24 protein-coding genes are annotated in these 24,867 nt (G+C 61.6%); 10 read left to right on the top strand and 14 right to left on the bottom strand.

Translation table 11 applies throughout. From position 1 onward, the window contains the following. Window positions 1–164: 164 nt before the first annotated feature. Window positions 165–1,064, bottom strand: a complete 900-nt coding sequence (locus tag AXK12_RS08805; RefSeq protein WP_156468796.1) for a hypothetical protein — start codon at window positions 1,062–1,064, stop codon at window positions 165–167. A gap of 471 nt (window positions 1,065–1,535) precedes the next feature. On the opposite strand from AXK12_RS08805, the gene AXK12_RS02240 reads away from it, so the two are divergent. Both AXK12_RS02240 and AXK12_RS02235 read left to right on the top strand, forming a co-directional pair. Further along, the gene (locus AXK12_RS02240) at window positions 1,536–2,099 is read left to right on the top strand and encodes an outer membrane protein (protein ID WP_068711147.1); all 564 of its coding nucleotides are present in this window, start codon (window positions 1,536–1,538) and stop codon (window positions 2,097–2,099) included. Window positions 2,100–2,449: 350 nt separating this feature from the next. Continuing rightward, a complete protein-coding gene (locus tag AXK12_RS02235) occupies window positions 2,450–3,559 on the top strand; it encodes a Gfo/Idh/MocA family protein (protein WP_068711190.1) in 1,110 nt (369 codons plus the stop codon). A 50-nt stretch (window positions 3,560–3,609) separates the two neighbouring features. On the opposite strand, the gene AXK12_RS02230 is transcribed toward AXK12_RS02235, so the two are convergent. Beyond that, window positions 3,610–5,439, bottom strand: a complete 1,830-nt coding sequence (locus AXK12_RS02230; RefSeq protein WP_231863491.1) for an AMP-binding protein — start codon at window positions 5,437–5,439, stop codon at window positions 3,610–3,612. A 3-nt stretch (window positions 5,440–5,442) separates the two neighbouring features. Next, on the bottom strand, window positions 5,443–6,627 hold the full coding sequence (locus AXK12_RS02225; protein ID WP_068711145.1) for a ribonuclease D: 1,185 nt from the start codon (window positions 6,625–6,627) through the stop codon (window positions 5,443–5,445). Between the two features lie 139 nt (window positions 6,628–6,766). Here AXK12_RS02225 and gndA point away from each other — a divergent pair, with 139 nt between their 5' ends. From gndA to nadA, 8 genes are all read left to right on the top strand, one after another. Further along, window positions 6,767–8,281 (top strand): NADP-dependent phosphogluconate dehydrogenase, encoded by a 1,515-nt coding sequence (gene gndA / locus AXK12_RS02220; protein WP_068711144.1) that lies wholly within the window; start codon window positions 6,767–6,769, stop codon window positions 8,279–8,281. Window positions 8,282–8,699: 418 nt separating this feature from the next. Beyond that, complete coding sequence (gene panB / locus AXK12_RS02215) at window positions 8,700–9,488, top strand: 3-methyl-2-oxobutanoate hydroxymethyltransferase (RefSeq protein WP_068711189.1); 789 nt, start codon at window positions 8,700–8,702, stop codon at window positions 9,486–9,488. A 16-nt stretch (window positions 9,489–9,504) separates the two neighbouring features. After that, window positions 9,505–10,299 carry a pantoate--beta-alanine ligase gene (gene panC, locus AXK12_RS02210; RefSeq protein WP_068711143.1) on the top strand — a complete coding sequence of 265 codons (795 nt, stop codon included), beginning with the start codon at window positions 9,505–9,507 and terminating at the stop codon, window positions 10,297–10,299. After that, window positions 10,296–10,946, top strand: coding sequence for a flavoprotein (locus AXK12_RS02205; protein ID WP_082782577.1), 651 nt, complete (start codon window positions 10,296–10,298; stop codon window positions 10,944–10,946). The genes panC and AXK12_RS02205 overlap by 4 nt, the downstream gene beginning before the upstream one ends. 14 nt (window positions 10,947–10,960) lie before the next feature. Continuing rightward, window positions 10,961–11,620 carry a phosphopantothenoylcysteine decarboxylase domain-containing protein gene (locus AXK12_RS02200; RefSeq protein ID WP_068711142.1) on the top strand — a complete coding sequence of 220 codons (660 nt, stop codon included), beginning with the start codon at window positions 10,961–10,963 and terminating at the stop codon, window positions 11,618–11,620. Continuing rightward, on the top strand, window positions 11,617–12,429 hold the full coding sequence (locus AXK12_RS02195; RefSeq protein WP_068711141.1) for a type III pantothenate kinase: 813 nt from the start codon (window positions 11,617–11,619) through the stop codon (window positions 12,427–12,429). Before AXK12_RS02200 ends, AXK12_RS02195 begins: the two co-directional genes overlap by 4 nt. Then, window positions 12,422–12,793, top strand: a complete 372-nt coding sequence (panD, locus tag AXK12_RS02190; RefSeq protein WP_068711140.1) for an aspartate 1-decarboxylase — start codon at window positions 12,422–12,424, stop codon at window positions 12,791–12,793. The genes AXK12_RS02195 and panD overlap by 8 nt, the downstream gene beginning before the upstream one ends. Window positions 12,794–12,849: 56 nt before the next feature. Next, on the top strand, window positions 12,850–13,965 hold the full coding sequence (nadA, locus tag AXK12_RS02185) for a quinolinate synthase NadA (RefSeq protein WP_082782581.1): 1,116 nt from the start codon (window positions 12,850–12,852) through the stop codon (window positions 13,963–13,965). A gap of 342 nt (window positions 13,966–14,307) precedes the next feature. Here the strand turns inward: nadA and atpC are convergent, their stop codons facing one another. From atpC to AXK12_RS02130, 11 genes are all read right to left on the bottom strand, one after another. Beyond that, entirely contained in the window at window positions 14,308–14,718 is a 411-nt protein-coding gene (gene atpC / locus AXK12_RS02180; protein WP_068711139.1) for an ATP synthase F1 subunit epsilon, read from the bottom strand. Window positions 14,719–14,825: 107 nt separating this feature from the next. After that, window positions 14,826–16,244, bottom strand: a complete 1,419-nt coding sequence (gene atpD, locus AXK12_RS02175) for a F0F1 ATP synthase subunit beta (RefSeq protein ID WP_068711138.1) — start codon at window positions 16,242–16,244, stop codon at window positions 14,826–14,828. A gap of 102 nt (window positions 16,245–16,346) precedes the next feature. Continuing rightward, the gene (gene atpG, locus AXK12_RS02170; protein WP_068711137.1) at window positions 16,347–17,225 is read right to left on the bottom strand and encodes an ATP synthase F1 subunit gamma; all 879 of its coding nucleotides are present in this window, start codon (window positions 17,223–17,225) and stop codon (window positions 16,347–16,349) included. 76 nt (window positions 17,226–17,301) lie between these two features. Further along, window positions 17,302–18,837: a F0F1 ATP synthase subunit alpha gene (gene atpA, locus AXK12_RS02165; RefSeq protein ID WP_068711136.1), complete on the bottom strand. Its 1,536-nt coding sequence runs from the start codon at window positions 18,835–18,837 to the stop codon at window positions 17,302–17,304. 86 nt (window positions 18,838–18,923) lie between these two features. Next, window positions 18,924–19,322, bottom strand: a complete 399-nt coding sequence (locus AXK12_RS02160) for a F0F1 ATP synthase subunit delta (protein ID WP_068711135.1) — start codon at window positions 19,320–19,322, stop codon at window positions 18,924–18,926. Window positions 19,323–19,384: 62 nt separating this feature from the next. Next, window positions 19,385–19,942 (bottom strand): F0F1 ATP synthase subunit B, encoded by a 558-nt coding sequence (atpF, locus tag AXK12_RS02155; RefSeq protein WP_068711134.1) that lies wholly within the window; start codon window positions 19,940–19,942, stop codon window positions 19,385–19,387. 161 nt (window positions 19,943–20,103) lie between these two features. After that, on the bottom strand, window positions 20,104–20,316 hold the full coding sequence (locus AXK12_RS02150; RefSeq protein ID WP_068711133.1) for an ATP synthase F0 subunit C: 213 nt from the start codon (window positions 20,314–20,316) through the stop codon (window positions 20,104–20,106). Window positions 20,317–20,405: 89 nt separating this feature from the next. Further along, window positions 20,406–21,275, bottom strand: coding sequence for a F0F1 ATP synthase subunit A (locus AXK12_RS02145; protein WP_068711132.1), 870 nt, complete (start codon window positions 21,273–21,275; stop codon window positions 20,406–20,408). Window positions 21,276–21,420: 145 nt separating this feature from the next. Then, the gene (trmB, locus tag AXK12_RS02140; protein ID WP_068711131.1) at window positions 21,421–22,071 is read right to left on the bottom strand and encodes a tRNA (guanine(46)-N(7))-methyltransferase TrmB; all 651 of its coding nucleotides are present in this window, start codon (window positions 22,069–22,071) and stop codon (window positions 21,421–21,423) included. Between the two features lie 456 nt (window positions 22,072–22,527). Beyond that, a complete protein-coding gene (locus AXK12_RS02135) occupies window positions 22,528–23,904 on the bottom strand; it encodes a sensor histidine kinase (protein WP_197456961.1) in 1,377 nt (458 codons plus the stop codon). Window positions 23,905–23,912: 8 nt separating this feature from the next. Continuing rightward, entirely contained in the window at window positions 23,913–24,650 is a 738-nt protein-coding gene (locus AXK12_RS02130) for a response regulator (RefSeq protein ID WP_068711129.1), read from the bottom strand. Window positions 24,651–24,867: the final 217 nt, after the last annotated feature.

Raw genomic sequence — 24,867 nt, 5'->3', positions numbered from 1 at the left:
CAGCAACCAAGCGGCTCTGTGAAAAGGAACCCAAGCTTGGAGGGGGAATCCTTTCAAATTTGGGAATTGGTTTTGTCGCGAAGCGACGGGGCCAATTCCCAAATTAAATGGAAGCGGTCACTGACCGCCGCACCACGCGTAGTGGGAAAAAACGGGAACAGGCCCTAGGAAGCCAAGCGCGCCGAGCGCTGTTTTTGCCGGCGCCGATAGCGGACAAGTCCGAGTACGCCTAACATTAAGCCCGCCCCGTAAGTCGCCGGCTCAGGGGCGCCGTTAATCATCCAATATTCACTGTTATAATCCTCGAGGTGAATCTTACTAGGATCATAGCCCTCAAATTTCATTTTCTTCAGGGCATCCTCTACGTTTTTGCTCGTTTTCTTTACTAAAATAAAGTCACGGCCTTCTTTCCAGTCTAAAACTGTGAGCGTTCCGCTGGAACGAACCCACAAGTCATCTAGGTAAAGTTTTTTTATAGTAGTAGGCCTATCCTCATGCCCGAAGGACACAACACCAGAGTTATCTACAGTTAATTGTTTAAAATTCTGAGTAACATCACCTCCCCAATTACCAAAATGAAGTGTCCCCTCGTTTAATATAACAAAAGAGTTTCGACTTAATTGGTGGCTCCTGTCAAAAGTGAGCCGCGAATTACTATTTACAAAAACATTCCCTTTAATTGCAAGCCCGCCGCTCTTCCACAGGTCCAAGTAAGAATTTGATAGTTCAACATCGCCAGTAAACGTATTGGATGCATCCCCTGACATGCTCACGTACGTCCTTGGCCCTTCGCTGAAAATTCTAAGTCCTACCTTGTGGCCATTATCTCTAATCGCAGACTCTAGATCTAAAATGTCCCCATTATCCTTCCCCAAGACTATATCTATCGTACTGTTATTCGAAGTAATGCTTCCCCTGCCCACTATGCTCGCCCCACGCGAACTATTAGAATAAAGCCTTCCGTCAATAAAAAGAGTATAACCATTGAGGTCTAAGGAAGGATAGCCTCCGTTCTCCGTAGAGTTGAAAGTGACGGATCCTTTATGCTCTCTATCAAGAGACACCTTTCTATCTACATTAATATTACTAATGCCCTGGGGGGGGGGGGGGTAAGTTCTGCTAATGCCTGCGACGCAGCGACTGCGCCAAGCAGTGCAGCACTGACAAGAGTTTTTGTAAAAAGAGAGGCCATAGTCGGCCCAAGCTCCACTTCGCCCAGTATCGCCTAAACCAAATCCCTCCGCCTTCCGCTTACCCCCGCTTAATAGACTGCCCCCTCCCCATTTCTACCTTGGCGCTACTCCCTGTCGCAACGCGACAGGGGAGAGTGCTTTCAAATTTGGGATTTCGCTTTCGCGCGATAGCGCGATGCGAAATCCCAAATTGAACGGGTGCAGCGACACGCTGCCGCCCCACGCGCAGTGGAAGCTCAGAGAGAGCGCGCGGTCACTGATTTCGCGGACGGTGTTTTTTGTCTTTGAAAGAATTCGAATGGCTCGCCCTGTACGTAGTTCGCACAAAGCGACCTAATCCCTATGAAGACATACCTACTTACTCTGCTCGCGCTGGCGGGCTTCGCTCTCGGCACAGCTCAAGCTCAAGCCGCTTCGGCGTCTCCCTACGTCGGCGTCGGACTCGGCTACTTGATCGATTCCGAAGAAGCGCTAATCACCATTCGTGCGGGCATGGAGTTGCCCAGCCGCAGCCTCGGCGACTTGCCCGACCGCTTTTCGCACAACCTCGAATTCGAGTTCGGCTACGTCGACCTGGGCGACAACCGCGTGGCCTACGACCTAACGACCTTCTTCTTCAACTATCGTGGCGAGATGACTGGCCTCGGCTGGGTGCCGTACTTCGGCGCAGGTCTCGGCTTCGCAAATGCGGATGTCGGCTTCTGGAGCAACTTCATCCACTACTCCGATAACGACACTGTTTTTGCCGCCCAGGCCTTCGCCGGGATGAAGTATAACTTCACGCCCGCCGCGTCCGTCACGCTCGGCGCGCGTTACCTATGGGTCGACGACGTCAAACTCCTCGGCCTCAGCGCTCGCGACACCGACGACGTCGGACTCGAGGCCAGCTTCTCGTTCCGCTTCTAGCGCCGCAGACCCTTTCATTGGCGTGCGCCCGTTGGTGCCGCACGCTGGGAAACTAAAGCCACAGCGCTCCTCCCCCAAAAGCCGCTCGTGCCTGCGCATGCGCGGCTTTTTTGCGCGCCACCATCAAGTCTGGCTGGCTGGCAATCCTTACACGTGAAATCAGACCCGATGCGGCTCCTCTCTCCTTGCTTCAAAAAAACCCCACCCGCTAGCTTGCGGTCTGTTCGCGTTTGAAACGCGAGGCATCTGGCTCGCGGCTCGCCACTCACGTGTGTGCTGCGCACGCTCGCCGCCGCCCCAAACTCAGCCTTCACGCGCTAAGTCACCCCACACAACAAAGCCCCACCACCATGAAACCCTATCGCGTCGCGCTAATCGGCACAGGCGAGATCGCCACCGCCCACGTCAATGCAGTCAATGCGCTCAAAGACCGGCTCGAACTGGTCGCGGTGTGCGATATCGACACCTCACGCGCCGAAGCCTTTCGCGCGCGCTACGGCCTCCCCGCCGCCTACGGCGACCACGCCACCCTGCTACGCGAAGCACGCCCCGACTTCGTTTTAGTCTGCACGCCTCCCGGGTTCCACGCACCGGCCAGCATCGCCGCGATGGAGGCGGGCGCTTGGGTCATGTGCGAAAAACCGCTCTGCGCCTCGCTCGCCGAGCTCGACAAAATCCAAGAGACCGAAGCGCGCACCGGCTGTTACACCGCCTGTATGTTCCAAATGCGCTCCGGCTCCGCCGGAAATCATGCACGCAAACTCATCCAAGACGGCACGCTAGGCCGCCCCCTCGTCGCGCTCGCCAACACGCTCTGGTTTCGCGACCGCGCCTACTATGCCGTCCCTTGGCGCGGCAAGTGGGAGACCGAAGTCGGCGGCACGACGATGGCACACGGCATTCACACAGTGGACTTCTTGCTCCACCTGCTCGGGGACTGGGAGGAAGTCCGCGCCATCGCGGCCACCCAATTTCACGCTATCGAGGTCGATGACCTGTTGATGGCGCATGTGCGCTTCGCCAACGGAGCCCGAGCTTCGATTATGAACAGTGCAGTAAGCCCGCGCCAAGAAACCAAGATCCGCATCGACTGCGAACATGCGACGCTCGAGGCCGACTACCTTTACAGCTACACGCGCGAAAACTGGCGGCTAACGCCCAGCGCACTCGTCGCAAGCGACACCGCCCACGCGGCCAAACTCCACTCGGCCTGGGACTCGCTCGGCGAAGACATCGGCTCAACCCATACCGCGCAAATCGCCACTCTGATTAAAAACAGAGATGAGGGCACGCGCCCCAACACGAGCGGCGACGAAGCCCGCCGCAGCATCGATTTTCTGACTGCGCTCTACAAATCCGCCTTCACTGGCCAAGCGATCACGCGCGGCAGCATCCGCCCCGGCGACCCCTTCTATACGGCGCTAAACGGCGGCCAAGGCGCAGTCCGCGACATCCGATAGACAGGCGCACTGCACGCCGCCGCCCAAACTCAGCGCGGCGGCCCATTTTCTTAGGCGCGAAAAGCGTGCGCGGTCGCGGCCCAGCGCGCCAGCGTCAGCCGGTGGATTTTCGCGTTGTGGCGCACGTCTACCGGAAAGTCGGGGTGAAAGTAAAATCGCTCGATTTTTGCCGTGTGTTCGTGCGCGAGGGCGAGGCCGCGCAGCTCGCGCGTAAGCGCCGCGTGCTCAGCTTTCGTCGCTTTCGCCGCGCGCGGTTGCACGACGAGGGCAGGCGTTTGTGAGCCGGCCGGCCCGAGTCCGATTAGCGCACAGCGGGCAACTTGCGGGTGAGCGCGAAAGACTTGCTCGCAGGGCTCGGTGTAGAGCGTGGCTGCGCCGAGGCTGCCGCACTCGTCGCCACGCGCGGTTTGCACGCGCTCGGCGACACGCCCGCAAAACCAGAGTCGGCCCGCTTCGTCCAAATACCCACAATCGCCCATCCGATGGAGAAGCCCTGGGCTCGCTCTATTTTGCCCGCCGCTCGTTGGCGGCGTGTCCACCACAGCAGCATCGCCCACAGGCTCTGACGCTGCGCCCGCGACGCTGCGCGAAGTAGAACGGTCAGCGACCGCGACCTTCGCGCGCGCGGTCGCTTCGGGCAGCGCATCGTAGTCCTGCGTCACGTTTGGGCCGCCGACGATGATTTCGCCAACTTGGCCGCGCGGGAGTTCGCGTGCCTCGGCCAAAGTCGCAATCGGCCCGTCCACGATTTCTAAAATCTTCACCGTGATCCCGGGCAACGGCTTTCCCACGCAGGCGCCCCGGTACGGCCGCGCCGACTGCTTTAGCTCGGCAATCTCGCCCGACGACACCGAGCAAATCGGCAAAGCCTCGGTCGCGCCGTAGGGGCTGTGAAGTTGGCCGTTAGGCAGCCAACGCGCCGTGTCTTCCCAAAGCTCGGCGGGCACCGGCGCACCGGCACACAAGATGCGCCGCAAACTCGGAAGCTGGATGCCGTGCGCCACGCAGTGCCGCTTGATTTTCAGCCAGAGCGTGGGCGAGCCGAAGGAGTTGGTAACGCCTTCCTGCAAAATCGCCTGCACGATTTTCGCCGGATCTACTTGTGCGGGACGGCGCGGGTCGATCTCCGGCACGATGGTTGTCATCCCGAGTGCCGGATTAAAGAGGGCAAACACCGGCAACATCGGCAGATCGACCTCGCCTGCCGCGATTGCGTACTGTGCGCGAATCAGCCCGAGCTGCGCCTCAAACATCCCGTGCGTGTAGCACACGCCTTTTGGCGCGCCGGTCGAGCCGCTCGTAAAAAGGATAGCGGCGAGGTCGTCGGCAGCGGTTTCCGCCACCGCTACTGCCTCACGCTCAGGGCCCGGCGTTACCCGCCCCGTCAACGCGCCGCTGGCCCACACGCGCCAACGCACACTCGCGAACTTTTGCCAAAACACACGGCTCACTACTTGCGCGAGCGGGATCCCCACGAGTGCTTTCGGGCGCGAGCGCACGACGCAGCGAAGGAAGTTTTTGAGGCCCATGCCCGGATCGATCACGATCGGCACGGCCCCGAGTTTGAAGAGCGCAAAGACCGCCGCAATCAGCGGCAGCCCTTGGCGCAACATCACGAGTGTCCGCACGCCTTTCCAACTCTCGCCCGCGCTCTTTGCTGCGAGCTTCGCGCACCACGCATCGACCTCGGCCTCCAGTTCGCGAAAGCTCAGCTCTAGGTAGTCGATCCGTCCTTCGCGGGCAGCCGCGCCTTGCGGCCCCGACCGCGCGGCACTTCGCCTACGCGGGATTTTGAGCGCGGCGCGCTCCGGCTGCGCGGCAGCCATCCGCGTCAAATGCCACGCGATGTTGTGGAAGGGCTCACCCACATGGAACCCCATTTCTCACACTCCCTGCAGCGCGGGCATGCTGCGGATGAGCTCGGCCTGCCAAGGCAGCAGGATTTCATCGAGCGCGCGCGGCTCGCGAGCGATGCGCGCGAGTTGGGTGCGGTTGGCGATTAGCGTGGGCTCTAGCGAAAGCTTTTGCGCAAGCCGGTCGCGGTCTTCGCGGATCTTTTGCTGCAACTCGACCTCGGCCTGAGTGAGCGGCTGCGCATCGGGGTCGCGGCGACGTTTGCGGCGCACTTCGATCGTCTGCGGGTCACGCTCCAGCCCGAGCGTCACGGCAGCAGTCAGCGTAGGCAGTAAGCGCTCGTGGCGGCGGCCTAAATGCACGCGCGCAAGGATCGCAGCGAGCGAGTCGCCCGCATCGGCAGCTTGGGCGAGCGTGAGGAGCCGGTCCGCGTTGCAGACTTTAAAGGCGGGCACATCAAGCCGCTCGGCGGTCTCCTCGCGCCAGTGCCACACGGCATGCAGGACGCTTAGCCCACGCGCCTTTAGCTTTTCGGATTTGCCGATGCGCCATGCGTTTTCGTCGCGCGGCGCAAAGCCGCTCAAGCCCGCCTTAATTTGCGCCTCGCACTGCTGTTTGAGCCATGGGAGCCGCCCGCGCCGCTCGAGCTCGCGCGTGAGGATGTCGCGCAGCGCGGGCAGGTGCCACACATCGAGCGCGGCGTAGTCGAGCATCTTTTGCGTAAGCGGACGCTTCGACCAGTTGGCCTTTTGCGAGTCCTTGGAGAGTTTTACCTGAAAATGGGCCTCAAGTAGTGAGGCCAGCCCCACGCGCGGGCGATTGAGGAGCTGGGCCGCGAGCATCGTGTCGAAAATGCTCCTCGGGCTAAACCGACACAGGTCGTACAAAAGCCGCAGGTCAAAGTCGCTCCCGTGCATGATCAAGTGCTTATCGGCGAGCGCCTCCCAAAGCGCGTCGAGCTTTAGCAGCGGGGCCTGCGCATCGACCATGAACACCTCCTTGCCCACCAAAAACTGGAGTAAGCACACACGCGTCTTGTAGTGATACATGTTGTCCGCCTCGGTATCGAGCGCGAGCTCGCTGACCCGCGAGAGCGCAGTGAGGAGCGGCGCGAGTTGCCCCGGCTGGTCGATTAAGGTGTAAGCAGGGGGACGCGAAGGCACTGTGATTTTAAAAAGACGGCGCAAGGCCGCGGGGAGATAACGCGCAATCATTTTAGGTCGCAGACCCGTCTCATTTGCGAAGCGACACTGCCACTTCGTCAACGGTCGAAGATTTTTTTATAAGCATATCTCCTTCTGCCCAATAAACGATTGCTGCGTAGCCCGGGCCCTCTAGTCACCACTTCTGCTTATGGCCAAAGAACGCTCCGACATCGGACTCATCGGGCTCGCCGTGATGGGTCAAAACCTCGCCCTCAATATCGCCGACCACGGCTTCCAAATCTCGGTCTACAACCGCACGACGGAGAAAACCGAGAAATTCGTCGCGGAAAATCCCGACACCCCCGGCGGGCTCGTCGCCACCACTACGCTCAAAGCATTCGCGGCCTCACTCGCCCGTCCGCGCAAGGCCATCATCCTCGTCCAAGCCGGACGCCCCACCGACGCCGTCATCGACGGCCTCTGCGAAGTCTTCGAGCCGGGCGACATCATCATCGACGGCGGTAACGCCCTTTGGACCGACACCATCCGCCGCGAAAAAGCCCTTAAAGAAAAAGGCTTTCTCTTCATCGGCTCCGGCGTCTCCGGCGGCGAGGAAGGCGCACGCTTCGGCCCCTCACTCATGCCCGGCGGCGACCGCGACGCCTTCAAACACCTAGAGCCCATCTGGAAAGCCATCGCCGCCAAAGTCGACAAAACCACCGGCAAACCCCTCCTCGGCGCGGCCCCCGGCAAACCTGTAAAAGGCGGCGTCCCCTGCACCACCTACATCGGCGAGAACGGCGCAGGCCACTACGTGAAGATGGTGCACAACGGCATCGAATACGGCGACATGCAGATGATCTGCGAAGCCTACGACCTCATGAAGGGCCTCCTCGGCCTAAAACCTGCCGAGATGGGCGCGATCTTCTCCGATTGGAACGAAGGCGTCCTCGACAGCTTCCTCATCGAAATCACCGCCGACATTTTAAAACAAAAAGACCCCGTCACCAAAAAACCCCTCGTCGACATCGTCCTCGACACCGCCGGCCAAAAAGGCACCGGCAAGTGGACCAGCGTCAACGCGCTCGATATGGGCGTCGCCGCGCCCACCATCGCCGAGTCCGTCTTCTCCCGCTGCCTCTCCGCCATTAAGGAAGAACGCGTCGCCGCCTCCAAGATCCTCAAAGGCCCGAAGCTCGAAAAACTCAGCCCCTCGCCCGCCAAAAAGAAAGCCCTCATCGAAGCGATTCGCGACGCCCTCTACTGCTCGAAAATCTGCTCCTACGCACAAGGCTTCCAACTCATGCGCCAAGCCCAAGATGAGTTTGGCTGGAAACTCAACTTCGGCAAAATCGCCCAAATCTGGCGCGGCGGCTGCATCATCCGTGCCGCCTTCCTCCAAAAAATCACCGAAGCCTACGCCGCGAACCCCCGCCTCGCGAACCTGCTCCTCGATCCCTATTTTAACAAAACCATCCAAGCCGCCCAAACCAACTGGCGCAAAGTCGTGAGCCTCGCCGCCGAAAACGGAATCCCCGTGCCCACCTTCGCCTCCGCCCTCGCCTACTACGACGGCTACCGCTCCGCACGCCTCCCCGCCAACCTCCTCCAAGCTCAACGCGACTACTTCGGCGCACATACCTACGAACGCACCGACGAGAAACGCGGACGCTTCTTCCACATCGACTGGCCCGACCCCGCCCGACCCCAACTCAAAGCCTAGCCGCTCTCTCTGAGCTTCCACTACGCGTGGGGCGGCGGTCAGTGACCGCTTCCATTTAATTTGGGAATTGGCCTCGTCGCTTCGCGACGAAACCAATTCCCAAATTTGAAAGCACTATCCCCTGTCGCGTTGCGACAGGGAGAGTAGTAAAAAGGAAAGTAGAGTGATAACCCGTTTGGGCGAGGAGGGGAAAATCACCAGTAAACTCCCGCCTCCAATCTTGGGGTCCTTTTTAGATTTTGGTTTCGCCTCTGCGCGACGCGCAGAAACGAAACCAAAATCTAAATGGGTGCAGCGACACGCTGCCGCCCCACGCGTAGTGGGGAAAAAGCGTATCAGCGCGGCGGCGCGGCGCGCGTTTGATGGATAAATGCGTTTGAAGGCGCGCGCGGCAGTGGCTTCGCTCTCGCGCCTTCTTATGGAAGCCCTACGCAACTTTGCTGCCGCCAAAAACTCGGGACACAAAATCTCGATGGTCACTGCCTACGATGCGCCCAGCGCGCGCCTGATCTCGGGCACCGGCATTGATGCCCTCCTCGTCGGCGATAGCGTCATGATGGCCGTCCACGGTCACAGCGACACGCTCGCGGCGACGCCCGCGATCATGGCTCTGCACACTGCCGCCGTAGCGCGCGGCGGGCCCGGCTGCCTCATTGTGGCCGACATGCCTTTCCTCTCCGCGCGCAAAGGCACGGCCTACGCGCTCGACACCGCCGCCGAGCTGCTACGCAGCGGGGCCCATGCCGTAAAAATCGAAGGGGCAGGCAGCACTGTCGCGGTCATTCGCGAACTCGTCGAAGCGGGAATCCCCGTCATGGGCCACCTCGGTCTCCAGCCCCAAAGCGTCCGCGCGACCGACGGCTATCACGTCCAAGCCAAAAACCCGAGCGAAGTCCTCGAGCTCTTGGATGACGCACAAGCCCTCGAAAAAGCCGGTGCCTTCGCACTCGTCCTAGAGTGTATCCCGAGCGAGGCCGCGAAAAAAATCACCGCCAAGCTTACCATCCCCACGATCGGCATCGGCGCGGGCCCGCACTGCGACGGCCAAATCCTCGTCTGGCACGACTTGCACGCGCTCAACCCCAGCTTCAAGCCCCGCTTCGTCCGCCATTTCGGCGACGCGAGCGCAGAGAGCCGCCGCGCGCTCAGCGCCTACGCCGAAGCCGTCCACTCCGGCCAATTCCCCAACGCGGAAGAGTCTTTTTAACCGAACAGTTAACGCGATGCCCAAGGAGCCGAAAATCCTCCACACCGTCGCCGAGTGGCGCGCGTCTCGCGCGGAGTTTTTAGCCAAAACTCCAAACGCGACACTCGGCGTCGTCCCCACAATGGGCGCACTCCATGCGGGCCACGCCTCGCTCTTTGCTGCCGCGCGGCGCGACTGCGACCTCGTGCTCGCGACACTCTTCGTAAACCCGACTCAATTCGACGACCCGAGTGACCTAGCCCGCTACCCGCGCACGCTCGACGCCGACCTCGCACTCATGGCCGAGCAAGGCGTCGATGCCGCCCTCATCCCGCCGGTCGAAGAACTCTACCCGCCCGATACCGGCACGCACTACACGGTTCAGGAAGACCACTTTAGCCGCACGCTCTGCGGCACACACCGCCCCGGCCACTTCACCGGCGTCCTCACTGTAGTGATGAAGCTCCTACAAATCGCCGGAGCGACACGCGCCTACTTCGGCGAGAAAGACTGGCAACAGCTCCAACTCATTAAAGGCATGGCCACTGCCTTTTTCCTCGAAACCGAAATCATCGGCTGCCCCAGCGTCCGCGGGCCCGACGGGCTGGCCCTCAGCTCGCGCAACCGCCACCTAAGCCCCGCCGAGCGCGCGCTGGCCCCACAATTTTATAAAACCCTCTGCACCGCGCCCGACGCGGCAAGCGCCACCGCGCAGCTCACCGCGCTCGGCTTTGCGGTCGATTACGTCGAAGACCTCAAAGCACATCAGAGGCGCCTGAGTGCCATCCGGCTCGGCAACACCCGCCTAATCGATAACGTGCCGCTCTCATGAAGGCCCCAACTCCAGAAAATGACGTGCCGCCCGCGAGCGGCGCGCCAAATAAAACGGCCTCTGGTCGCGTGCTCTTTGGCCTCAGCGGCTCCATCGCCGCGTACAAAGCCTGCACCGTCATTTCGCGGCTCGTGCAAGCGGGCGTCAGCGTCCAGTGCGTCGCCACGCCTGCCGCGCTCCGCTTCATCGGACGCGCCACGCTCGAAGGCCTGAGCGCGCGCCCCGTCTATTCCGAGCTCTGGGAAAACGGACGCGCACTCGACCACATCGCACTCGCTCGCGAAGCCGACCTCGCGCTCCTCTGCCCGGCCACCGCCAACACGCTTAACCGGCTCGCCGCTGGACTCGCCGACGATTGCCTCGGCACGCTCTTCCTGGCTTGGCAGCGCGAAAAACCTTGGTGGATCGCTCCCGCCATGAATCCCCACATGTGGACGCACCCCGCCACCACTGCCGCGATTGAAAAACTCAAAAGCTGGGGCGCACACATCCTCGAACCGGTCGACGGCCTCCACGCCTGTGGCGACACCGGCATCGGCCGCCTCATGGAGCCCGAGCAAATCGCAAGCGAGGTGTTGGCTAAATTGGAAATCGCTTCCCTAAACCCCCAAGGAGGACGCCGCCCCGACGAGGGCGCCGCCAAGTAAAACAGTCTGCGACTGTGAGGATTCTCGTTACAGCAGGCGGCACGCGCGAGCCAATCGACCGCGTTCGCGCGATTACCAACACCAGCACCGGCGCAACCGGGGCCGCGCTCGCCGCTGCGCTGACTGCACTCGGCCACTCGGTCGAGCTGCTCCGCAGCGCACACTCGATTGCGCCAAGCCCTTCACTCGCAAGCCAAGCGTTCACCACGACGGCAAGCCTCGAGGCCGCACTACGCGAGCGACTCGGCACGGGCGACATCGACGCCGTCCTCATGGCTGCCGCAGTCGCCGATTTCCGGCCCGCAGAACCGCTCTTGGGGAAAATCGATTCGGAGGCCGCCGCACTCACACTCCGGCTCGTCCGCGTGCCCAAGCTCCTCCCCCAGCTTCACGCGATGTCGCCGCGACCGCTCCGCGTCATTGGGTTTAAACTCACGGTCGGCGCAAGTGACGCCGAGCGGCTCGCCGCCGTCACCGCCCAGTTTCGCGCGGCGCGAGTCGACGCCATCGCGCACAACGATCTTAGCGAAATCGAGACCGCCACCGCGCGCGGCACGCCCCACCCCTTCCGACTCTACACGCGCGCCGCCAACGACCAAGCCCCACCGCGCCTGGCCGGCCCCGCCGCGCTCGCCGCAGCGATTCACGCTTTCTTAACGCAGCCCGCAAAATGACTGGACGCATCCTCACGCTCGATTTGGGCAACTCGACGCTCGCGGTCGGCGTATTCGAGTCCGACCGCTTGGTAAAACACCTCCGGCTACCGAGCGACGCTTCGGCCCAGCAACTCATCCGCCGGGTAGGCAAAAGCTTTAGCACAGTGGCCCTATCGTCCGTCGTCCCCGAGCGCACCGCCCCACTCTTCACCGCACTCGAAACCGCAGTGGGACTTCGCCCGCTCCTCCTCAGCGCCGCCGCGAATCACGGACTCAAAATCGGCTACCGCCGCCCCGCCCAACTCGGCACCGACCGCATCGCCGCAGCACTCGGCGCACGCAAACTCTACCCAAGCCAAAACCTCGTCATCATCGACTGCGGCACCGCCACCACGCTCAGCTTCCTCACGCGCGAGAGTGAATTGCTCGGCGGCGCGATTCTTCCCGGCCTCGCGCTCTGGCCCGCCGCACTCGCACACGCGACCGCCAAGCTGCCGAGCGTTAAATTGCCAAGAGCCCAGGGGAGCCTGCCGCCACTAGTCGCAAAAGACACTGTTAGCGCCATTCGCGCCGGCGCACTCTACGGCCACGCCGGAGCTATACGCGAACTGGCCGCACGCGGCGCGCACGACGCCTTTGGCGCGCACGCTGCGGCCCTCGCCCTCGATGCGCCCCGGCGCGGGCCCGCCCAAACACGGCAGTCTGTCACTGTCATCGGCACCGGAGGCCAAGCCCCACACTTTGCCGCACAAAGCTGCTTTACGGTTACCGAACCCGCGCTCACCTTACACGGCCTGCAAGCCTACGCCGCCGCACAACATGCTTAGAACTTTTTTACGCGCCAAACTCCACCGTGCCACGATCACGGCAGCCGACCCCGATTACGAAGGCTCGGTCTCGATTGACCGCGCCCTATGCCGCGCCGCCGGGCTCCTGGAGTTCGAAGAAATCAGCGTCTACGACATCACCAACGGCGTGCGCTTCACCACCTACGTCATCTACGGCGAGCCCGGCCAAGTGCAGATAAACGGTGCGGCCGCCCAGCTCGTAAACGTGGGCGACCTCGTCATCATCGCCGCCTACGCCGCGCTCGCTCCTGAGGAAATCGCCGCCCACCGCGTCACCGTCCTCCAAATCGGTGCGGGCAACACAGTCACGAGCACACGCACCGCAACTGTCGCCGCCGCGTAATTTACGCGCCGCAACTTGCACCAGCCCTGATTCCGCCTCTCTTGGGCGGCCCTGTCATGATTTCCTCGCCACTCCCTGACCTCTCCCCCTCTGCCCTTGTTGACAGCAAGGCGACGACGCGCAGCAAAAATCAAAAGAGCAGCGACATCGAAGCAGAAGCCGAGCGGCTCTTACGCGCACTCATGCACGTCGAGTGCGACCCGAAAGGCCGCCGCTGGAACTACGAGACCTGCCTCGAAATCGCGCCCCTCACGCTCGAAATCAACGCGCTCAAACGCGAGCGAAACGCCATCATCCTCACTCACTCCTACGTCGAGCCCGAAATCGTGTATGGCGTAGGTGACTACAAGGGCGACTCCTACTTTCTCAGCCTCAAAGCCAAAGAGGCGCAGGCCGACGTCATCCTCTTCGCCGGAGTCGTCTTCATGGCCGAGACCGCCAAAATCCTCTCTCCGCAAGCCACCGTCCTCGTCCCCGACCGCGGCTCCGGCTGCTCGCTCGCCGACTCAATCACCGGCGAAGACGTGCGCCGGCTCAAAGCCCTCTACCCCGACGCCGCGACCGTCTGCTACATCAACAGCACCGCCGAAGTAAAAGCCGAGTGCGACGTCTGCGTCACCAGTGGCAACGTCTACTCAATCGTCGCCGCGCTCCCTCAAGAACGGATCCTCTTCGTGCCCGACCGGCTCATGGCCGACAACATCCGTAACGAACTCGTGCGCCGCGGCGTGAAAAAGGAAATCATCTCCTCGGACGGCACCTGCATGGTGCACGAAGAGTTCGATGTCGCCCAGATCGAGCAAGCGCGCGCCCAATTCCCCGGCCTCAAGGTCGTCTCGCACCCCGAGTGCACGGAAGCCGTTGCCCGCGCCTCCGACTTCGTCGGCAGCACCGGCGAAATGATGCGCTACGTCACCAGCACCGCGGCGCCCTACTTCCTCATGCTCACCGAGTGCGGGCTCGTGGGCCGCCTCGAAGTCGAAAGCCCCGAAAAGAACTTCATCGGCGGCTGCCGGCTTTGCCCCTACATGAAGCTCAACTCGCTGGAAAAAATCCGCGATCTCCTGCGCGCGCCGCGTCCCGAGCAAATCGTGACACTCGACGAAGACCTACGCCGCCGCGCCGCCCGCTGCATCGACCGGATGTTTGAACTCACCCCCGCCACCAGCTAACGCTTTTTTCCCACTACGCGTGGGGCGGCGGTCAGTGACCGCTTCCATTTAATTTGGGATTTCTCATCGCGCTATCGCGCGAAAGCGAAATCCCAAATTTGAAAGCACTCTCCCCTGTCGCGTTGCGACAGGGAGGGGAGTGATAACCCCTTTGGGCGAGGCGGGGAAAATCGCCAGTAAACTCCCGCCTCCAAGTTTGGGGGCCTTTTCACAGAGCCGCTTTGTTGCTGTGCGAATGTACGGCAACTAAGCGACTCTGTGAATGGGTGCAGGCACAGCCTGCCGCCCCACGCGTAGTGGAAAAGTATTAGCGCGGCGCGCGGTTCAAACGGGGAACAGACCTTAGCGACTGCGGCGTTTGAGCGAAAGCTGTGCGCCGGCGTAGTTCACCAGCTTTTGGAGTTGCTCGTATTGTTGCGGGTCTAGGTGCTGGCTTTCTTCGATTTGTTGCTGGGCGCGTTTCATCGCCTCCTCTACCGCGCGTTCGTCGATCGAGTCCTCCGAGCACGCGTGCTCAGCGAGCACCGAAACCTTGTCGCCCGAAATTTGTGCAAACCCGCCGCCTATCGCGAGGCGTTCTTGCCCGCCACCCGGCTGCGCGACGACGAGTTCGCCGTGCGCGACTTGGGTCAAGAGCGGGAGGTGCCCGGGGAGGATGCCGATCTCGCCTTCGACCGTCGGGATCACGACGGAGTCCACCGTATCGGAGTAGACCCGTGCCTCGGGAGTGACGATTTCGAGCGTGAGTGACATCGTTTTTCTAAAAAGGGCAGTCGGTGTGTGTGAAGCGGTATGACGGGGCGGCGAGCGCGGGCGGGAAAGTCAGCTAGCAGACTCGCGCACGCGCTGAGCGCCTTTCCTTATTTCTTCGAGGCGGCGAGGACTTCGTCGATCGAGCCTTTCATGTAGAAATCGCCCTCGGCGACGTCATCGAGCTCGCCGTCGAGGATCATCTTAAACCCGCGCACGGTGTCTTTGACCGAGACGTATTTCCCGGGCGAGCCGGTGAAGACTTCGGCCACGTGGAAGGGTTGCGAGAAGAAGCGCTCGATTTTGCGCGCGCGAAAGACGGTTTGTTTGTCCTCTGGCGAGAGCTCGTCGAGCCCGAGGATGGCGATGATGTCTTGCAGGTCTTTGTAGCGTTGGAGCACGCGTTGGCACTCGCGGGCGACATGGTAGTGCTCTTCGCCGACGATTCCCGGCTCGAGGGCTTTGGACACCGAAGCGAGCGGATCGACCGCCGGGTAGATGCCTTTTTCGGCAATGGCGCGCTCGAGCACGATCGTGGAGTCGAGGTGCGCGAAGGTGTTGGCCGGAGCCGGGTCGGTGAGGTCGTCCGCCGGCACGTAGACGGCTTGGAAGGAGGTGATGGAGCCTTTCTTCGTGGAGGTGATGCGCTCTTGGAGCTGGCCCATCTCGTTCGAGAGCGTGGGCTGGTAGCCCACCGCCGAAGGCGAGCGACCGAGCAGCGCGGACACTTCCGAGCCGGCTTGGGAGAAGCGGAAGATGTTATCGACGAAGAGGAGCACGTCTTGGTTTTTCTCGTCGCGGAAATACTCGGTCATCGCCAGCGCGGAGAGGGCGACGCGCATACGCGCCCCCGGCGGCTCGTTCATTTGGCCGTAAACGAGGGCGACCTTTGAGTTGGCGAGGTTCTTTTGGTCGATGACTCCCGCCTCGGACATTTCGTGGTAAAGGTCGTTACCTTCGCGCGAGCGCTCGCCGACGCCCGCGAAAACGGAGTAACCGCCGTGCGCCTTGGCGATGTTGTTGATCAGCTCCATGATGACGACGGTCTTGCCGACGCCTGCGCCACCGAAGGCGCCGACTTTACCGCCCTTGGTAAAGGGGGCGATCAGGTCGATGACCTTGATGCCGGTTTCGAGGATTTCGGCGTTGGTGTCTTGGTCAGCGAGCGAGGGCGCGGCGCGGTGGATCGGGTACTTCTTTTGGTAAGCGACTGGGCCGCGTCCGTCTACCGGCGTGCCGGTCACGTCGAAGATACGCCCGAGAACGCCTTCGCCGACGGGCACAGAGATAGGCGCACCGGTGTCCTCGACTTCCATCCCGCGTTTGAGTCCTTCGGAGGAGGACATCGCAATGGCGCGCGCGAGGCCGCCACCGAGGTGCTGCTGGACTTCGAGCGTGAGCCGCTCGGGTTTACCCGCGGCCTCAAACTCGACGCTGAGGGCTTGGTAAATGGGCGGGATTTCGTTTTCCGAAAACTGGACGTCAACGACGGGGCCAATGACTTGGGCGATTTTTCCGGTATTGCTCATGGCGGCTTTAAAAAGGGGGCGAGGGACGGAGGAAGGAGCGGTGTGGTGTAGGTTAAAAAAAGGGAGTAGCAGTGCGCAGCAGTTTTCGTCGTGCGGCGCAGCCTACGCGGCGACGTATTGGGCCGCGGCGATTTCCAGAATCTCCTGCGTGATGGCGGCTTGACGCGCCTTGTTGTATTCGAGGGTGAGGTCGTCGAGGAGCTTCGAAGCGTTGTCCTTGGCGGTCTTCATGGCGACCATCCGTGCACTAAACTCGGAGGCCCGAGCGGAGAGGACGAGTTGGTGAATGAAGCGGTTGACGTAGAAGGGCAGGAGCGCGTCGAGGACTTCCGGCGCAGAGGGCTCGAAGAGCATTTCGCGCGTGTCGGTGGGTGAGTCGCTGTGGACGCCCGCCTCGACTTCGAGCGTGGCGGCGAAGTCGCGCACGTTGCTCAGTGGCAGCACGGGGCGCAGCAGCGGAGTTTGGACAAGCGTGTTTTTGAAGCGCGGGTAGATGACTTCGATCGTGTCGATCTCGCCCGCGAGGAATCGCTCGGTCATGAACTCGATAGCGACCTTGACCTCGTTAAAGCTGCCGCGGTCATCGACCACAAATTCGGCGATGAGGTCGCGCTTAGTGCGGGCGAGGTATTGCGCACCCTTGCGCCCGATGGCGACAAATTTGGCGGCGCTCTTTACCTCGCCAACGAGTTTGAAGAGGTTGGCGTTGAGCGCACCGCAAAGGCCGATGTTGGTCGTGAGCAGCAGGATGCCGCGCGTTTTGATTTCGCGCTTTTCGAGGAAGGGGTGCTGTGTGCCGTCGACGCGGCTGGCGAGCGCACCGAGCATGTCGGCCATGAGCAGCGCGTAGGGCCGACCGGCGAGCGTCGCCTGCTGCGCGCGCTTCATCTTTGAGGCCGCGACAAGCTCCATCGCCCGCGTGATTTGGCGGGTGTTTTTGACCGACTTGATGCGGCGGCGGATGTCGCGAGTGGAGGCCATGTGTCAGAGCGTGGCGGAAAAAAAGCGGTGGCGAGTGAGCGGCGGGAAGAGGCGAGAGCGCGTAGTGGGAAAGCCCTTACTTAGCGGCAGTCACATAGCTCTGCTTCCACTCTTCGGTGGCGGTTTTGAGCTTGGCGGTGAGGGCGTCGTCGAGTTTGGCGGCTTCGCGAATCTCGGTCAGCAGCGCCTCTTTGCGGGCGATGAGGTAGTCCTTGAGCGAGGCACTGGCGGCGACGATGTCGCCTACCGCCACGTCGTTGAAGAGTTCCTGCTGCATGGCGAAGAGGATCGCGACTTGGAGCTCGATCGGCAGCGGGTTGAATTGCGGCTGCTTGAAGAGTTCGACGATGCGCGCACCGCGGTCGAGCTGCGCCTTGGTCTTCGCGTCGAGGTCGGAGCCAAACTGCGCAAAGGCCGCCAACTCGCGGAACTGGGCAAGCTCGCCCTTGAGTTTACCGCCGACTTGCTTCGTGGCCTTGATTTGCGCGGCGGAGCCCACACGGGAAACCGAGAGGCCGACCGAGACGGCCGGGCGGATACCTTGGTTAAAGAGGTCGGTTTCTAGGAAAATTTGCCCGTCGGTGATCGAGATAACGTTGGTCGGGATGTAGGCCGAGACGTCGCCCGCGAGCGTTTCGATGATGGGAAGCGCGGTGAGCGAGCCCTTGCCGTCGAGGCGGGCCGAGCGCTCAAGGAGCCGACTGTGTAGGTAAAACACGTCGCCGGGATACGCTTCGCGACCCGAGGGACGTTTGAGGATGAGTGAGATCTGGCGGTAGGCGACGGCGTGCTTGGAGAGGTCGTCGTAGACGATGAGCGCATCCATCCCGTTTTCCATAAACCACTCGCCGATGGCCGCGCCCGAGTAGGGTGCGAGGTATTGGTTGGCGGGGTTATCGGCAGCGGGCGCAGTGACGACGATGGTGTAGTCGAGCGCGCCGGCGGCTTCGAGGGCGGAGATAGTGCGGACGATGTTCGAGTTCTTCTGCCCGATCGCGACGTAGATAGAGTAAACAGGGCGGAAGGACGGGTCGCCCGACGCGAGGCCGACTTTGTTAATCTTGGCCTGATTAATGATGGTATCGATCGCGATGGTGGTCTTGCCGGTGCCGCGGTCGCCGATGATGAGCTCGCGTTGGCCGCGCCCAATCGGAATCATCGAGTCGATCGCCATAATGCCGGTAAAGAGCGGCTGGTCGACGGACTTGCGGGCGATAATGCCGGGCGCGATCCGCTCGACGGGATAGGTCTCCTTCGCCTCGATGGGGCCTTTGCCGTCAACGGGGTTGCCGAGCGCATCGACGGCGCGACCGAGCAGCGCTTTGCCTACGGGCACGGAGAGGAGCTTGCCGGTGGTGTAGACTTCGTCGCCTTCCTTGAGCTGAGAGACGTCGCCGAGGATGACGCAGCCGACCTCGTCGGCCTCAAGGTTGAGCGCAAGCCCCGTCGCTCCGCCCGGGAACTGCACCATCTCGTTATACATCACGTCGGAGAGGCCGTCGATTTTGGCGACGCCGTCGGCGACACTGCGAATGGTGCCCGTGTTTTTCTTAACCGCCTTATTGGAGAGTTTGGCGATCTGTTGTTCGATTTGTTCGAGGACGGTGCTCATGGGTTGCGAGTGGGCGAGAGAGGGAAAAGGACGGGTTTTTTGGGAAAAAGCGGAGCGCTTAGTTTGTCGGGCGCCGGGCTACGGGCTTAGGCGGCAACGGTGAGTTGGGAGAGTTGCTGGGCGATGCTGGCTTCGTAGAGGTCGTCGCCGATGTGGAGCCGCAGTCCGGCGATGAGGCTGGCGTTGTGCACGCTGCGCGCGGTGACTTGGCGTTTGTATTTTTGGGTAAAGGCACCTTCGAGGCTGCGCAGGATGCCTTCGGCGATGGGCCCCGCGTGCTCGACGATGAGCTCGCCCTTGGCCAACTCGCGAGCGACGAGGCGGCGATAGGCTTCGAGGACGGCGAGCGGCTGCGCGGGCGGGTGCTTTTCAAGATAAGCGAGGACGCCTTCGACGCGCTCGGCCGTCACGAGCCCGTTAGCGAGGCTTAGGCCGAAGAGTTGGCGCGCGAGTTGCTGCGAAGCTTTGGAGGGGGCGGCGGCCATGTGGTTAGAGAAAGAGAGGGCGGAGATACGCGCAGGAGCGGGAGCGGGGAAACGCGCGCGGGTTAGACAATGTTGAGCTCGCGGGTCGCGCTCTCGTTGTAGGCAGCGCGGTCGGCATCGCTAAGCTGCTTGGCGAGCACGCGCTCGGTCGTCGCGATCACGAGGCGGGAAATCTCTTCGCGCGCTTGGGCGATTGTTTTGAGCCGCTCTAGCTCGATGGCTTGCTGCGCCTTGGTGAGCAGGTCGTTGGCCTTTTGGGTCGCCTCTTGGGTTTGCTTTTCGAGGAAGTCTTTGGCGGTCGTGCGCGCTTCGTTGATGATATCGCCCGCCTTGACCTGCGCGTTTTGGACGATTTCGGCACTCTCACGTTGAGAGGCGGTGAGCTTTTCGCGCATCTCCTCGGCGTATTTGAGCCCCGACTCGATCTTCGCGTTGCGCTGCTCCATCGTGGAGAGCGTGGGCTTGATGCCGAACTTGTAGATGACGGCGAAGAGAATCAGAAAGCTGATCGCCTGCATGATGACGAACTTCGACTCTAAGCCGAAGGTCTCAATCATCCCGGGCGCGGCATCAGTCGCTTGGGCAGCGGCATCGGAGACAGCAAGCAGGAGTGGCAGCATGGGGAGGAGAGGCGGGAGGCGGAAAAGGAGGGAGAGCGGAGGCAGGGCGCGCGCTACGGAGGATTCGGCGAGAGGACTCGTGTGCAGCGAGGTTGGCTGGCGAGTCGAAATGCGAAACCCTCCGCAGCGGGCCGGTTTTTTATTAAAGCGGAGCGAAACGCTTACTTCGCGAGGAAGAGCGCGAGAATACCGAGACCTTCGACAAGGGCCATGCCGATGATGGCTTGGACGAGGATCTTGCCCGAGGCACCGGGGTTGCGACCGACGGACTCGGCGGCCTTCGTGCCAATCAGCGCGACGCCGACAGCAGCGGCGAGCAGACCGAGCGCGCTAGTGAGGTTACCGGTGATTTCAGCGAGGATAGCGGGGAGCATATGAGGATAGAGGATTGGAGGTTTCGTTAGTGGTTGGTTTAGCCGCTGTGTGCGCATCGTTTTGGGCACACTCCCAGCGGCGAAAGGGATCAGTGGGCCGCTTCTGCTGGGTGCGCCGCGTCGCCGTGCTCGGCATCGTGGCCGTCGTCGTGGTTAGTAATGAGGCCGATGTAAACGGCACTGAGGAGCGTAAAGACGATGGCTTGGATGAGCCCGACCATTAGCTCCATAAAGTAGAACACAAAGACAAAGCCCGTGCCGTGGAGTAGGTTTTCGCCGCCAAAGACATTGCCGAAAAGCCGCACCGAAAGCGTGAAAGGCCGGATGCAAATCGAGAAGACTTCGATTAAGCCCACGACCAAAAACACGAGCGAAAGGATCGGGTAGAGCCAGCCCGGCGTGTCCTTCTTGTCGGCCTTGTTTCCAAACAAATCCCAAAGAATCATCTTTGGGCCCGCGTATTTGAAAATAATGATCAGCCAGGCACCGAACGAAATCAGCGCCAGTGCGATAGTGCTATTAAAGTCCGCCGTAAACGGGCGGACCAGAGCACGCGTAATATGAAAGTGCCCCTCCGCATCCGTATGCCCATAGCCCACCGTGCCGACTCCGGGGAGTAGCCCCGCGTAGTTTTGCACGAGGATGAAAATGAAAAACGTGACCAAAAGCGGGAAGGCCGCCGGAAACGCCTTTTTGCCGACAATCGGCTCGAAGAGCCCGCGCAAGGCTTCGAGCAGCGACTCAAACACCGCCTGCCGCTTCGTGGGGAGAAGCGACGGCTTGCCAATCAACTTCACAATCACGAGGGCGAGAACGAGCGACACCGCCCAGCCCGTCAGCATGCTATTCGTCACCCAGCCGCCGAGGAACTGTGAGGCCGCCGGATCGACTGCAGCAAACGCACTCATGCCGGAACTCAAAAAGAGAGCTGGAAGCGCGAGTTTAGGGGCAAGTGACATGGTGCGTGAGTGGCTTAGAAAAATGCGAAAGGGCCAATTGCTAGGGGTCCGCTCTCCCGTGCGTCAACTACCGATGCGCAGATAATTTCGCAAAATAAGCACAGCGCACCCGCGAGAGTCGCGCCGCTTATACGTATAGCGAGTTTTACTTATCACTCTTACGCGCCGCCCACTCGCCCGCACCCACTCGCGCGATGCAGGACTGGTAGTATCCGCCGGCGCGTTTTTGGAAAACCGTTTCCTGCTCGAAGCCCCAGGGCTCACCATCCCCCGCCATTTCCCAATCGGGATGCGTGCGCAGCAACTCCGCAACTTCCGCAAAATACGGGGCGTGGTCAGTGCGGAAATAGAGCCGCGCGTCCGCTGTGCAGTGCCGCGCAAGCGATTTGAGGAAATCGGGCTGCAAGAGCCGGTTCTTGTGATGCCGCCGCTTCGGCCACGGGTCGGGGAAAAGCACAAACACACGGCGGAAGCGCAGCCAGTCCGGTAAATTGTCCAACAAGAGCCGCGCCTCGCTGCGTAACAGGACGACGTTGGTAAGGGCCGCACGGTCGAGCTTCTTCTGTGCGCGCGCTAGGCGCTCCGCAATGATGTCAATCGCTAGACACGGCTCCTCGCAATGCGCCGCCGCATACGCCGCGATAAAATGCCCGTGCCCACAGCCGATCTCCAAGGTCACACCGCTCCTGCCATCCCGCGTCGCCGCGTGCTTCCAATCACTAGGCAAAGCCGCCAATTGCACACGCAGCTCCGCAGCACGGTTTTCAATAATGGATTGGGCCTCGGCAATAGACATAAACCGCCTTCGCTAGGCGGACACCGAAGCCGCAGCAAGCGCAGCATGCACGACGATGCGCTAGGGTCTGACGGGCTGCCAACACTTGACGGCGGCTCGCAAAATGGAAGCGGTCACTGACCGCCACTGCGCGTGGGGCGGCAGGCTGTGCCTGCACCCGTTCAATTTGGGATTTCTCATCGCGCTATCGCGCGAAAGCGAAATCCCAAATTTGAAAGCACTCTCCCCTGTCGCGTTGCGACAGGGGGAGGAGTAAAAGGGAAAGTAGAGTGATAACCCGTTTGGGCGAGGTGGGGAAAATCACTAATAAACTCCCGCCTACAAGTTTGGGTCCTTTTCACAGAGCCGCTTGGCTGCTGTGCGAATGCACGGCAACCAAGCGGCTCTGTAAATGGGTGCAGCGACACGCTGCCGCCCCACGCGCAGTGGGAAAGTACCGTGAGCGCAGGAAAAGCGCTAGGCCATTGGCAGCGTAAAATAAATCGCCGTGCCCTGCCCGGCCACTTCATCGCGTGCCCGTGCCCAAACCCGCCCGCCGTGGAGTTGGACGATGTGTTTCACGATGCTAAGCCCCAGCCCTGTGCCGCCTTGTGCACGCGAGCGCCCCTTATCGACTCGATAAAACCGCTCAAAGATGTGCGGCAGATCCTCCGCTGGAATCCCCGGCCCATCGTCCCGCACACGGACCTCGACCACCTCGCGCGAGGCAAGCCGCCTTGCGTCCATCGGCTCGGCTTCATCCGCGCCTACTGCGGCTGCGACTCGACGCGCACTCACGCAAATCTCCGAGCCGCTCGGCGTGTATTTCAGCGCGTTATCAATCAGGTTTTCCAAGGCCCGCGTAAGCTGCAAAGCATCACCCAAAACGTAGAGCCCGGCATCCGCACCGCTCTCCGCCAAGACTGACGCACTGGGCGCGGTGCCCTCAGTCGCTGCTGGCGGCCCACAGTCAATTAGTTCGGAACACAAGCGAAAACGCCCCTCAAGCACCGCAGGCCGGCCCCGGTAGTCCTCGACCACGCCAGAAATCAGCTTCGCTAGGTCCACTCGCTCGCGCACGCTTCCGGCCCCGCCCGCATTAGGCGCTTCCGACTCCAAGCGCGAGAGCGAGAGCAGGTCGTCCAAGAGCGAATTGAGCCGCTGCGTATGCCGCTGGATTTTGAGCAAAAACTGCTCGCGCGTCTCCTCGGGAATCGTCCGGTGCGCGTCGACCAGCGTTTCGACATAGCCCATGATCACACTAAGCGGCGTCCGCAACTCGTGCGACACGTTGGCGACGAAATCCTTACGCATGGTCTCCAGCTTGTGCTGCTGGGTAATGTCATGCAGCACGACGAGCACCCAAGCCCCCTGCCCTATTGCGTCGTTGCCGAGCGGTGGCATTAGCGTGCCCGCGACCTCCGCCCAGACCGATTGCGCCACAGGCTCTCCCCTGTTGTTGGGCGACGCGCCGCCAACCAAGGGCCCTGCGCCTCGCTCCGGCTCGCCAGTAAAGCGAGGCTTTGCCTCAAACTCGATCCGCCGCCTCGGTGTCCGCTGCCGCAGTCGCACTACGTCTAAATAGTCCAATAGCGCTTGCCCGTGCCGCTCCGCGTCGAGCCGCGCACCGACTAAGCTCTCCGCATCCGCAAAAATCCGCCGCAAGGCGTGGTTCGCCAAACGCACGCGGTTCTCCGCATCGACCACGAGCACCGCTTCCTGCAAATTCCCGAGAGTCGCCGAGAGTTCGGACAATTGCCCGCGCCGGTAGCTCTCTAGGGCAAGTAAGCCCTCGCGGCGCGCCCAAAGCGCGTAAAACGCCGCCCCCAGAGCCACCGCGAGTATTGGTAACACCCACGACATCAGAGAGTAACGCTTGAATCGCTTAAAACCGCTGTCGGCCCCTTTTCGCTAAATCGGTAGCCCACGCCGCGCACTGTCTCGACCCAGTCCGCCTCCGAGCCGAGCTTTTCGCGCAAGCGACGCACATGGGTATCGACCGTGCGCGTCTCGATCTCGGTCTCGTAGTTCCATACATTGAGCAAGAGGTGCTCGCGCGACTGCACCCGCCCGCGCCGCGACATCAGCAGGTGCAACAAGCGAAACTCCGTCGCCGTGAGCGCGACCAACTCGCCGTGCAAGCGCAGTTCGTGCCGGCCCAGGTCGAGCGCGAGCCCGCCCACTTCCAACACCCTAGCCTCGGCCTGCCGCCCCTCGCGCGAACGCCGCAAAATCGACTGCACGCGCAACACCAACTCCTTTGTGCTAAAGGGCTTACTCACGTAATCATCCGCCCCCGCCTCCAAGCCTTGCACGCGGTCTGCCTCCTCCGCCTTGGCCGTCAAAAACAACACCGGCACCTTCTTGAGCGACGCCGAAGCGCGCAACATCCGGCAAATCTGGATCCCGCTAAGCTCCGGCATCATCACATCGAGCACGATCAGGTCGGGCTCAAACTCCCGCGCAAAATCGACGCAGCGGTTCGGATCGTTCAACGCCTCTACCACAAAGCCCTTGGCATTCAACGTGTAGCACAACAGCTCAGTGACGTCGGGCTCGTCGTCCACCACGAGAATTCTCTCGGATCTTGTATCCGGCATAGACGGCGGACTCTACGCACGCGCCTCCCCGACACCAGTTCAAAGCCACTCCGTCACCCAATCGTCACGCGGTGATACGCTTTTTTCCCACTGCGCGTGGGGCGCAGCCGCAGGCTGTTTTATTTGGCGGCGGGCTCGTTGGCCCGCCGTCCATTCAATTTGGGATTTCTCATCGCGCTATCGCGCGAAAGCGAAATCCCAAATTTGAAAGCACTCC

The organism is Cephaloticoccus capnophilus (assembly GCF_001580045.1).
Taxonomy (GTDB): Bacteria; Verrucomicrobiota; Verrucomicrobiia; order Opitutales; family Opitutaceae; genus Cephaloticoccus; species Cephaloticoccus capnophilus.
This window is presented reverse-complemented; position numbering and strand designations above follow the sequence as displayed.

What these genes read in the sequence shown, in the direction of transcription:
- atpD (WP_068711138.1), bottom strand. Translation starts at nt 16,244, where the DNA reads ATGAGCAATACCGGAAAAATCGCCCAAGTCATTGGCCCCGTCGTTGAC.
- AXK12_RS02195 (WP_068711141.1), top strand. Translation starts at nt 11,617, where the DNA reads ATGACTGGACGCATCCTCACGCTCGATTTGGGCAACTCGACGCTCGCG.
- trmB (WP_068711131.1), bottom strand. Translation starts at nt 22,071, where the DNA reads ATGTCTATTGCCGAGGCCCAATCCATTATTGAAAACCGTGCTGCGGAG.
- gndA (WP_068711144.1), top strand. Translation starts at nt 6,767, where the DNA reads ATGGCCAAAGAACGCTCCGACATCGGACTCATCGGGCTCGCCGTGATG.
- AXK12_RS02225 (WP_068711145.1), bottom strand. Translation starts at nt 6,627, where the DNA reads ATGATTGCGCGTTATCTCCCCGCGGCCTTGCGCCGTCTTTTTAAAATC.
- panD (WP_068711140.1), top strand. Translation starts at nt 12,422, where the DNA reads ATGCTTAGAACTTTTTTACGCGCCAAACTCCACCGTGCCACGATCACG.
- atpG (WP_068711137.1), bottom strand. Translation starts at nt 17,225, where the DNA reads ATGGCCTCCACTCGCGACATCCGCCGCCGCATCAAGTCGGTCAAAAAC.
- atpC (WP_068711139.1), bottom strand. Translation starts at nt 14,718, where the DNA reads ATGTCACTCACGCTCGAAATCGTCACTCCCGAGGCACGGGTCTACTCC.
- atpF (WP_068711134.1), bottom strand. Translation starts at nt 19,942, where the DNA reads ATGCTGCCACTCCTGCTTGCTGTCTCCGATGCCGCTGCCCAAGCGACT.
- nadA (WP_082782581.1), top strand. Translation starts at nt 12,850, where the DNA reads ATGATTTCCTCGCCACTCCCTGACCTCTCCCCCTCTGCCCTTGTTGAC.
- AXK12_RS02240 (WP_068711147.1), top strand. Translation starts at nt 1,536, where the DNA reads ATGAAGACATACCTACTTACTCTGCTCGCGCTGGCGGGCTTCGCTCTC.
- AXK12_RS02130 (WP_068711129.1), bottom strand. Translation starts at nt 24,650, where the DNA reads ATGCCGGATACAAGATCCGAGAGAATTCTCGTGGTGGACGACGAGCCC.
- AXK12_RS02230 (WP_231863491.1), bottom strand. Translation starts at nt 5,439, where the DNA reads ATGGGGTTCCATGTGGGTGAGCCCTTCCACAACATCGCGTGGCATTTG.
- panB (WP_068711189.1), top strand. Translation starts at nt 8,700, where the DNA reads ATGGAAGCCCTACGCAACTTTGCTGCCGCCAAAAACTCGGGACACAAA.
- AXK12_RS02145 (WP_068711132.1), bottom strand. Translation starts at nt 21,275, where the DNA reads ATGTCACTTGCCCCTAAACTCGCGCTTCCAGCTCTCTTTTTGAGTTCC.
- AXK12_RS02150 (WP_068711133.1), bottom strand. Translation starts at nt 20,316, where the DNA reads ATGCTCCCCGCTATCCTCGCTGAAATCACCGGTAACCTCACTAGCGCG.
- AXK12_RS02160 (WP_068711135.1), bottom strand. Translation starts at nt 19,322, where the DNA reads ATGGCCGCCGCCCCCTCCAAAGCTTCGCAGCAACTCGCGCGCCAACTC.
- AXK12_RS02205 (WP_082782577.1), top strand. Translation starts at nt 10,296, where the DNA reads ATGAAGGCCCCAACTCCAGAAAATGACGTGCCGCCCGCGAGCGGCGCG.
- panC (WP_068711143.1), top strand. Translation starts at nt 9,505, where the DNA reads ATGCCCAAGGAGCCGAAAATCCTCCACACCGTCGCCGAGTGGCGCGCG.
- AXK12_RS02235 (WP_068711190.1), top strand. Translation starts at nt 2,450, where the DNA reads ATGAAACCCTATCGCGTCGCGCTAATCGGCACAGGCGAGATCGCCACC.
- atpA (WP_068711136.1), bottom strand. Translation starts at nt 18,837, where the DNA reads ATGAGCACCGTCCTCGAACAAATCGAACAACAGATCGCCAAACTCTCC.